Below are 9,338 nucleotides of genomic sequence, written 5' to 3'. Positions count from 1 at the left end.
CACAACTCATCCGGCACCAGCCGCTCAACGATCGAAACCACGACCAACAGGCTACCGACCCAAATGAGATGACGTCTAAGGTGCGTCCGCTGCACGTACCTCCAGGGGCGCGGGGAACTGCGCGAGCAACCACGACCCACCCGCAGCCGCCACGAGTCAGAACCCCTCACGGCGAGTCCGCTATACAACCGCCGGCGCCGACTCCTCCGGCACGGCGGCGGCAGCCCCCCGCTCCCGCGCCTCCCGGCGAGCCAGAATCACCCATCCGATGGGAACGCCGGCCGCGAACAACCACCACTGCAAGGCATACGCGTAATTCAGCGGCGCGTTCTCCTCGCCCGGCTTGCCGATCAGCTCCGGGACGTCACCCTTGGGCTCGGGCGCGGTCTGCACGATGTAGCCGCCGAGCACCTGCGCGCCGAGCCGTCCGGCCTCCCGCTCGCTGTTGATCAGCATGACCTGCCGGTCGGGGAGGCCCTTGAGGTCCTTGATGCCGCTCGCCTCGGTCGTCTCGTCCGGCATCAGCCGCCCGCTGACGGTGATCTGCCCGCTCGGCGGCGCGGGGACCTTGGGGAAGGCCGTCTGACTCGGGCCGTCGGCCGGGATCCAGCCGCGGTTGACCAGCAGCACCTCGCCGTCCGTCAGGACGAAGGGCGTCAGGACGTGGAAGCCGACCTCCTCGTCGGCGTTGACACGCCGCCTGACCACGACCTCCCGGTCGGTGTCGAAGTGGCCCTCGGCGGTCACCGTGCGATACCGCTCCTCGGTGGTGACCGTGTGCCCCGGGGACGTCAGCCTCTCCACGGGCAGCGGCTTCGCCTCCAGCGCGTCGGCGACCAGCTCGTTGCGGGCGCTGCGCTCCTCGTAGCGGTGCATCTGCCAGAAGCCCAGCCTGATCATCGTGGGGATGAGGAGGAGGGCGACCAGCGTGAGGATCACCCACTGCCGGGACAACAGGAAGCGGTACACCCCACGACCGTACAACCGGGTCGTGGGGCGTTGTCGGGCGGGTACCGGGTCACACCTTGTCGACGATCCCCGCCTTTCCCTCCGCGCGGGCGCAGTGGGCGCCGCAGTACCAGTGACCGTCGGCCTCGACGCCCTGCCCGATGATCTGTACACGGCAGTGCTCGCAGATGGGTGCCATGCGGTGGATCGCACAGGAGAAGCAGTCGAATACGTGCACCGCGCCCTGCGCGTGCACCTCGAAGGTCATGCCGTAGTCGTTTCCGCAGACTTCACATGTCGCCATGCGCCACAGGGTGAGCGGTCACCGTGGCGCGGGGCGAGGGGGCTCCGGGCGAGTCGCGCGGCAATCACCCGTCCGTACGGTCACTGCTCCGACGCCGGTTCCACATCCCTCAGGAGCTGTCCGAACGCCGCCTCGTCCACCACCGGCGTCCCGTACTGCCGGGCCTTGACCACCTTCGAGGTGCCCGCGTCGGGGTCGTTCGTGACGAGCAGGCTGGTCAGCCGGGACAGGCTCGTCGACACATGCAGCCCGGCCTCGATCGCGCGGTCCTCCAGCAGGTCGCGCTCGATCGACGTGTCCCCGGAGAACGCCACGCGCATGCCCTGTTTGAGTCTTTTGCCGTCTTCGTAGCGGCCCGGGTTGGGATAGGGGCATGCGGGCCTCTTACGGGACGGGCGCCAGCTCGTCGGCCGGTAGCCGCCGTATCCCCCGTACCCGCTCGGCTGCTGTCCGATCCGGGGCGTGGCGGCGGTGTCCCGCCACTCCGTGAGCGGCCGGCACTCCTGGAGCGGCAGCCGGACGCTGCCCGCCGCCGCGGCCCGCAGGCTCGGCCGGAACGCCTCCGCCAGCACGCGCGCGTCGTCCAGCGCGTGGTGCGCCCGCTGCTGCACGACGCCGTAGTGCGCGGCCAGCGACTCCAGCTTGTGGTTGGGCAGCGGCAGGCCCAGCTCCTTGGACAGCGCGATGGTGCACAGCCGCTGCCGCACCGGGGCCTCGCGCTCCGCGCGCGCGTACTCCCGCGCGATCATCTGCCAGTCGAAGACCGCGTTGTGCGCGACGAGCACCCGGCCGTCGAGCCGGCTCGAGAACTCCCCGGCGATGTCCTGGAAGAGAGGCGCCGCTTCGAGTACGTCGCTCGTCAGACCGTGGATCCAGACCGGACCCGGGTCGCGCTCCGGGTTGACCAGCGTGTACCAGTGGTCCTCGACCTCGCCGCGTGCGTCCAGTTGGTAGACGGCCGCGGAGATTATCCGGTCGTCGCGGGCCAGCCCGGTGGTCTCCACGTCAACGACCGCGTATCCCTGGGGATACGCGGCCGGCCACGCTGCGGGGGAGGACGCTGCGGTCGTACGGTCTTCGAGCATGGTCACTGAGGATACGGGCCGACACTGACACTCCTCGCCGTCAGGTGCCTTGCGTCGCCAGCCCGTTCGGGCGCGGCGAACGCGGGAACGCCAACCCGGCCGTGTGCGCGGGGCGTTGCCGCCGCTGCCCGGCGCTGGAGCGCCGATACGCCCTCGATGTCCCGCGCGGTGCGATCCTCCGCATATGACCGAACCAACGCATGACGAAGCCCGCGGCGGCGCGCTGGGGGAACGGCCGGACTCGCGGTAGGTGGCTGTCCCCGGGCCGCTGCCCGACGTCCTGGACGGGGACCGTGCAACGGCTCACCAGCGGATCGGCACCGGCAGCGCCGTCAGCAGCCCCGACAGCGCGACCACCACTCCCAGGGCGACGACCTCCGCCCGCGCGGGAGTGCAGGCGGTCAGCGGGTCGGTCGCGCGGCGCAGCCGAATCCGGGCCCACAGGGCCAGCGTGGCCACGGCCGCCACCAGGATCACCTTGGCCAGCAGGGCCCGCCCGTACGCGGTCCCGGTGAGCTGGTCCAGGATCGTGTCCGACGGCATCCGGCGCAGCGAACTCCACACCCCGGTCGCCGTGATGGCGGCCAGCAGTACCGCCGCCACGCGCGCGTACCGGCCGAGCAGGGCCGCGCGCGCCTCCCGGGCGCCCCAGCAGTGCAGGGTCCGCAGGGTGTACAGAAGCCCGCCGACCCAGAGCGAGGCACAGGTCAGATGCACCAGCGTCAGACCGGAGCCGAGCAGCGGGCCGTGCTCGGTCGTGGGGTGCGCGCGCAGCGCCTCGGCGACCACCACCGCGGCCAGCGGCCAGACCTGGGTGGCGGGACGGCGGGAGAGGGCGCACAGTCCGGCCACGGCGAAGGCGTTGACCTCCAGCAGTGCGAGCTTTCCGTCGCGCGAGCCGTAGAGGCCGCCGATGTCGAGGTCGGCGGGGCTGTGCGGCACGAGGTTGCCCGTGGAGACGACCGAGGCGAGCCCCAGGGCGGCGACGAATCCGACGGCCGCCGCGTACGGCGCCCAGTCGCGCGGCGCGGCCGGGGGAGCGCCGGGCACGGACCGGGCCAGGCGCCGCACGAACAGCTCGCCCAACGGGACGCACAGCGCCGCGAACAGCGCCGTGCGCAGCAGCGCGATGCCGCCCGTGCCGGGCGCGGCGGCCTCCCCGGTGCCGTGCAGTGCGGCCGACGGGCCGAGCAGCGGGATCAGCGCCGCCAGCCCGAGCAGGACGAGCACCGCGACGGCTCGGGCCGTGCCGGCGCGCGCCCCGGGCGCACTCCCGTCGGTCGCACCAGGAGAGGATCTTGTCAACGTCACCTCAAGATCTTCACAAACCGTCCCAGAGTCGGGCAAGTATCGGAAAACAAGTGGGGTGTGCCATTCCGTCCGGGGGTACGGCCCGGACGGCCCGGCCGCTCAGCCCCACCGCGCCGGATCCACGCCCCAAACCCCGGGCGGCCGCGCCCAGTCGACGGGACCGCCCTCGAACGACACCGGCGACAGCGCGTACCGCAGCCGCCCGAGCCCGCTGTCCCGCTCGGCGAGCCAGGCGTCCGGCGCGCCGTACGCCAAGTCACCCCGCGGGCCCGGCTCGACCCCGTTCATCAGCCACTGCGCCGTGCGCGCCAGAGCCAGCCGCGCGCAGCGGCCGTACCCCTGCTCACGCCGCTCGGCCAGCGCCCGCAGCACGGCCGCCGCCAGCAGATACCCCGTGCCGTGGTCCAGGGCCTGCGCGGGCAGGGCGCCAGGGTGCCCGGCCGAGCCCTCGGTCGCCGCGATCCCGCTCGCGGCCTGCACGAGGCTGTCGAAGCCGCGCCGCTCGCCCCACGGCCCGTACGAGCCCCACGCCGACAACTGCGCCACGACCAGCCCGGGACACCGCTCGGCCAGTGCCCGCGCCGACAGCCCGAACCGGTCCAGGGCGCCCGGCCGGTACCCGATGACGACGACGTCCGCCGCCGCGAGCAACTCCTCGAAGTCGCGCCGGCCGGCCACCAGGTCCAGCCGCGTCGAGCGCCTTCCGAAGTCCGCGTGGGTGTGCCGGCCGGCCCTCAGGTCCAGCCGCGTCGAGCGCTTCCCGAACCCCGTGTCGGTGTGCTGGTCGGGCAGTTCGGGCAGTTGCGGCGCGTCCACGCGCAGGACATCCGCGCCGAGCAGCGCGAGCGTGCGCGTGGCGACCGGCCCCGCGATGACCCGCGTCAGATCCAGCACGCGCACTCCGGCGGCGGGCAGCAGAGGAGAGCCGTCGAGGGGCGGGAGCGCACGCGCGCGTGCGCTGGCGTGCCGTTCGTGCTCGACGAGCGGCCGCCGGGCCACCTCGACCGCCTGCTCGTGCGCCGCCCACTCCCGCGGCGTACGCAGCGCCACGGCGAGGCCGCCGGCCGCGTACACGTCCTCCTCCACGTCGTAGGCGGACCGCTCGGCCAGGGCCGCCCCCACGGCCTCCGGATCCTCCTTACGCACCCCCAGCGCGGCCAGCAGCCGGGCCCGGTGATGCGGATAGTTCGCATGCGTGCGCACCCAGCCGTCCGCGGTCCGCCAGAACCGCGACAGCGGCGCGAAGGTGACGGGTGCGCGCCCGTCGACCAGCAGATGCCGTTCGCTCACGAACGCCGTGGCGATCGCCCCGTCGTCCAGCCGCACCTCGGGCACCTCGGCGAGCCCGGCCCGCCGCGCCCCCAGCTCGGCGGCGGCCAGCGCGCACGCGCCCACACAGGCGCGCGCCAACTCCCGTACGGGAAGGCGCGCATCGAGCGCACCCTCCCGCACCACGGTCGACACCCGCGACAGCAGGGCGGGGTCGCCACCCACGGCGGACCAGGCGGAATGGAGTGCAGTCATGACTGCACTATCCGGTATGCGACTCAGTCGACGGCATCCAGGGCGTTCACGATGCCGAACCCGTAGAAGCCGTTGAACCGCTTGCCGCCCTCGCACACCGCGTCCGGTGTGCCGTCGCCGTTCTGGTCGTATGACTCGGGGCAGCCCGGGTTGTCCGCCTGGGCCCTGAGCAGCGCGTGCAGTTGGGCCGCAGTCGCCTTCGGGTAGCGGGACTTCAGCAGCGCGGCGACGCCCGCGGCGTGCGGGGCGGCCATCGAGGTGCCCTGGAGGTAGCCGTAGCGGCCGTTCGGGAGGGTGGCCAGGATGCGGCCGTTCTTCGACGGGGTGTCCGGGAGCTGGTAGAGCCGGTCGCCGCCCGGGGCCGCGAGGTCGACGACGCCGTAACCGTACGAGGAGTAGTACGACTTGAGGTTCTTCACGCCCGTCGCGCTGACCGTGACGACTCCGGGGAGCTGCGTCGGCACGTCGAGGCAGGTGTGCGGGTCGACGGTGCGCTCGACCGCGGTCGAGTCGTCGGGGCTGGTGTCGTCGACGATGGCGTCGGAGTCCAGGTCGTGGTTGGAGTTGCCGGCCGAGGCGAAGTTGAGGGTGCCCTTGCGCTGGGCGTACAGCTGGGCCCGGTTGACGGCGTCGACAATCGCCCGCTGGTCCGGGTCGTCCATGCAGTTGTAGAGCCACGGGTCGACGTAGTAGCTGTTGTTCGTGATCTCCACGCCGTGGTCGGCGGCGAACACGAAGGCGCACACGACGCTCTCGGGGTAGTAGAGGCCGTTGACGGGATCGCTCACCTTGATGGCGGAGACCTTCACGCCGGGGGCCACCCCCGCGATGCCGATGCCGTTGCGGGGCGCCGCGATCTCGCCCGCCACATGCGTGCCGTGCGCGTCGGAGGCGGTGTACGGCCGCCACGCGCCCGCGCCGGTGTCCGCCTTGCCGCCGGCGCAGTTCGCGGACTGGGCGGCGGAGAAGTTCGGCGCGAGGTCGGGGTGGGTGTCGTCGACGCCGTTGTCGATCACCGCGACGGTCACCCTGCTGCTGCCCGGGTTGATCTTCGCGGCCCGGTCGGCGCCGATCGCGCGCAGGTTCCACTGGTCGGCCTCGAGAGGCTCGCCGCCGCCCGCCGCGCCCGCGGTCCTCCTGGCCTGCTGCTCCGTCAGGGGCTGAACGGGGCCCTCGTCCGTCGTCCCGGCCGCGGTCAGCGGCGCCGTACGCGTCGCGCCCGCCGACTGGACCCCGCGCACACCGCGTATCACCTTGGCGAAGTCGGGGTGCGCCGAATGGACGACGATCACGCCGATCCGCTCGTACGCGATCACGACGGTTCCGCCGGCCGCCGCGATCGCCTTCCGCACCGACTCGATCGTGCGGCGGTCCGGCCTGGTGTTGACGACATAGGCCAGGGTGGACGCCTCCGCGCCCCGTGCTACGGGCTCCGTGCGCGGGGTCGCCGACGCCACCGTGGGCAACAGGCCGAGCGAGGCGGTCAGTGACAGAGCGAGGGGGGCGGCGAGGCCGAGACGGCGTCTGGACCGCAGATGAGCCATGGGATCTCCACATCATCCGGAACCTGAACCGCCCGAGCCGCGGATCGGGCTCGGGCAGGTACATGACGAGTCGTGCTGGGCCGAAGCTATCCCCGAACCTCCTGGCCAGCAATCCGGCCTCGAACGACTTCGGAAAGAAGCCCCGAGCGTTGAACCGGTCCTCGCGTGGCGCCGTGACCTTGGGCAGGAGGGCCGAGCACGATCGAGCCCCCTGTCGGATCACACGCCGGGGCCCTAACATCGCCAGCCGGCTCAAGTGATCCATGTCACTGCGAGGAACAGAGCCGTCATGTCCGTACCTGACCCGTCCCCGACTCCTGATCCAACGCGAGGAGACTCCGTGGCCACCGACGCACCGCCCCCCTCGAAAGAGCAACACAAACTCCCCTCCACCGAGGAGTTCGCCGAGGTGCAGGAGAGCGCGGAGTTCGGTGAACTGCGCCGCTCCTACCGCTCCTTCGCCTTCCCGCTGACCGCCGGCTTCATCGCCTGGTACCTGCTGTACGTCCTGCTCTCCGTCTACGCGGGCGACTTCATGGGCGCCAAGCTGTTCGGCAACATCAACGTCGCCCTGCTCCTGGGCGTCGCCCAGTTCGTCACCACGTTCCTCATCGCCTGGTGGTACGCGCGGCACGCCGCCGCCAAGCTCGACCCCAAGGCCGAAGCGATCAAGACCCGGATGGAGGGCGGCGCGTGATCACCGCACAGCAGACCGTTCTGGCCGCCAACGAGGCCAGCGAGCACAGAGGGCTGATCATCAGCCTGTTCGCGGCGTTCGTCATCGCGACCCTCTTCATCACCGTCTGGGCGGGCCGGCAGACCAAGGACGCCGCCGACTTCTACGCGGGCGGCCGCCAGTTCACCGGCTTCCAGAACGGCCTCGCCATCTCCGGCGACTACATGTCCGCCGCGTCCTTCCTCGGCATCGCGGGCGCCATCGCCCTCTCTGGATACGACGGATTCCTGTACTCCATCGGCTTCCTGGTCGCCTGGCTCATCGCCCTGCTCCTGGTCGCCGAGCCGCTGCGCAACTCCGGCCGCTACACGATGGGCGATGTCCTCGCCTACCGGATGCGCCAGCGGCCGGTCCGCACGGCGGCCGGTACGTCCACGATCGTGGTGTCGATCTTCTACCTGCTGGCCCAGATGGCCGGCGCCGGCGTCCTGGTCTCCCTGCTGCTCGGCATCACCAGCGACGCGGGCAAGATCGGCATCGTCGCCCTGGTCGGCGTCCTGATGATCGTGTACGTCACCATCGGCGGCATGAAGGGCACCACCTGGGTGCAGATGGTCAAGGCCGTGCTGCTCATGACCGGTGCCCTGCTGCTGACCTTCCTGGTCCTGCTGAAGTTCAACTTCAACGTCTCCGACCTGCTCGGCGCCGCCGCCACCCAGAGCGGCAAGGGCCAAGCCTTCCTCGAGCCCGGCCTGAGGTACGGCGTCGACAACTTGACCAAGCTGGACTTCATCTCCCTGAGCATCGCCCTGGTGCTCGGCACCGCGGGCCTGCCGCACATCCTGATCCGCTTCTACACCGTGCCCACGGCCCAGGCCGCCCGGAAGTCCGTGATCTGGGCGATCGGCCTCATCGGCTCCTTCTACCTGATGACCCTGGCGCTCGGCTTCGGTGCCGCCGCGCTGATCACGCCGAAGGAGATCACCGATTCCAACCCGGCGGGCAACACGGCAGCCCCACTGCTCGCCCTGCACCTGGGCGGCGTCGACTCCACCTGGGGCGCCATCCTGCTCGCCACCATCTCGGCGGTCGCCTTCGCCACGATCCTCGCGGTCGTCGCGGGACTGACGCTGGCCTCGTCCTCGTCCTTCGCCCACGACATCTACGCGAACGTCATCAAGAAGGGCCAGGCCACCGAGAAGGAGGAGGTGCGTGCGGCCCGCTTGTCGACCATCGGCATCGGCGCGGTCTCCATCATCCTGGGCGCCCTGGCCCGTGACATCAACGTCGCCGGCCTCGTCGCACTCGCCTTCGCGGTCGCGGCCTCCGCCAACCTGCCGACGATCGTCTACAGCCTCTTCTGGAAGCGCTTCACCACCCAGGGAGCCACGTGGTCGATCTATGGTGGCCTGATCTCGGCGGTCGGCCTGGTGCTGTTCTCGCCGGTCGTCTCGGGCAAGCCCTCGTCGATGTTCCCGGACGTCGACTTCCACTGGTTCCCCATGAGCAACCCGGGCATCATCTCGATCCCGGTCGGTTTCCTGCTGGGCATCATCGGCACGTACCTGTCGAAGGAGGAGCCGGACAAGGGCAAGTTCGCGGAGCTGGAGGTCCGGTCCCTGACCGGCACCGGCGCCCACTGAGAAGCGCCCCCTGAGCGGCCGCGTCGTAGGTCTCTACGACGCGGCCGCGTCGTGCCTCGTGGGATCGGGCTCTGTTGTTGTCAGTGCCGTCACGTAGGCTCGCAGGAGTACGGAAGACATGTGATCCGCTACGAGGGAGGGGGCCCACGTGCTCATCGACACCTACGGCCGGGTGGCCACCGACCTGAGGGTCTCGCTGACCGACCGCTGCAATCTGCGCTGCACCTACTGCATGCCAGAGGAGGGCCTGCAGTGGCTGGCCAAGCCCGACCTGCTTGACGACGACGAGATCGTCCGCCTGAT

At 71.2% G+C, this 9,338-nt stretch carries 8 protein-coding genes and 1 pseudogene; 3 read left to right on the top strand and 6 right to left on the bottom strand.

Annotated elements, in window-relative coordinates; translation table 11 throughout:
* Positions 1–180 precede the first annotated feature (180 nt).
* The 6 genes from ACP4J3_RS50190 to ACP4J3_RS50165 all read right to left on the bottom strand — a co-directional run bounded on the left by ACP4J3_RS50190 (position 181) and on the right by ACP4J3_RS50165 (position 6,716).
* Complete coding sequence (locus ACP4J3_RS50190) at positions 181–969, bottom strand: SURF1 family protein (RefSeq protein WP_426544905.1); 789 nt, start codon at positions 967–969, stop codon at positions 181–183.
* Positions 970–1,018: 49 nt separating this feature from the next.
* Positions 1,019–1,252: a hypothetical protein gene (locus ACP4J3_RS50185; RefSeq protein ID WP_426544903.1), complete on the bottom strand. Its 234-nt coding sequence runs from the start codon at positions 1,250–1,252 to the stop codon at positions 1,019–1,021.
* Positions 1,253–1,332: 80 nt separating this feature from the next.
* Entirely contained in the window at positions 1,333–2,337 is a 1,005-nt protein-coding gene (locus tag ACP4J3_RS50180; protein ID WP_426544901.1) for a DEDDh family exonuclease, read from the bottom strand.
* Between the two features lie 303 nt (positions 2,338–2,640).
* Positions 2,641–3,648, bottom strand: a complete 1,008-nt coding sequence (locus tag ACP4J3_RS50175; RefSeq protein ID WP_426544899.1) for a CopD family protein — start codon at positions 3,646–3,648, stop codon at positions 2,641–2,643.
* Between the two features lie 99 nt (positions 3,649–3,747).
* Positions 3,748–5,172, bottom strand: a complete 1,425-nt coding sequence (locus ACP4J3_RS50170; protein ID WP_426544897.1) for a CoA transferase — start codon at positions 5,170–5,172, stop codon at positions 3,748–3,750.
* A 23-nt stretch (positions 5,173–5,195) separates the two neighbouring features.
* Positions 5,196–6,716, bottom strand: a complete 1,521-nt coding sequence (locus ACP4J3_RS50165; protein ID WP_426544895.1) for a S8 family serine peptidase — start codon at positions 6,714–6,716, stop codon at positions 5,196–5,198.
* A 340-nt stretch (positions 6,717–7,056) separates the two neighbouring features.
* Between ACP4J3_RS50165 and ACP4J3_RS50160 the strand changes: the two genes are divergently transcribed.
* From ACP4J3_RS50160 to ACP4J3_RS50150, 3 genes and pseudogenes are all read left to right on the top strand, one after another.
* On the top strand, positions 7,057–7,413 hold the full coding sequence (locus ACP4J3_RS50160) for a DUF485 domain-containing protein (RefSeq protein WP_426544893.1): 357 nt from the start codon (positions 7,057–7,059) through the stop codon (positions 7,411–7,413).
* Positions 7,410–9,035 carry a solute symporter family protein gene (locus ACP4J3_RS50155; RefSeq protein ID WP_426544891.1) on the top strand — a complete coding sequence of 542 codons (1,626 nt, stop codon included), beginning with the start codon at positions 7,410–7,412 and terminating at the stop codon, positions 9,033–9,035. The genes ACP4J3_RS50160 and ACP4J3_RS50155 overlap by 4 nt, the downstream gene beginning before the upstream one ends.
* 148 nt (positions 9,036–9,183) lie before the next feature.
* Positions 9,184–9,338: pseudogene (locus ACP4J3_RS50150) on the top strand (GTP 3',8-cyclase MoaA); the annotation flags it as partial.

Origin of the sequence: Streptomyces sp. UG1 (assembly GCF_049974585.1) — a bacterium.
Taxonomy (GTDB): Bacteria; Actinomycetota; Actinomycetes; order Streptomycetales; family Streptomycetaceae; genus Streptomyces.
Note: the sequence above shows the minus strand (reverse complement) of the source record. Positions and strands in the feature narration are given on the sequence as shown.

What these genes read in the sequence shown, in the direction of transcription:
- ACP4J3_RS50185 (WP_426544903.1), bottom strand. Translation starts at nt 1,252, where the DNA reads ATGGCGACATGTGAAGTCTGCGGAAACGACTACGGCATGACCTTCGAG.
- ACP4J3_RS50180 (WP_426544901.1), bottom strand. Translation starts at nt 2,337, where the DNA reads ATGCTCGAAGACCGTACGACCGCAGCGTCCTCCCCCGCAGCGTGGCCG.
- ACP4J3_RS50170 (WP_426544897.1), bottom strand. Translation starts at nt 5,172, where the DNA reads ATGACTGCACTCCATTCCGCCTGGTCCGCCGTGGGTGGCGACCCCGCC.
- ACP4J3_RS50165 (WP_426544895.1), bottom strand. Translation starts at nt 6,716, where the DNA reads ATGGCTCATCTGCGGTCCAGACGCCGTCTCGGCCTCGCCGCCCCCCTC.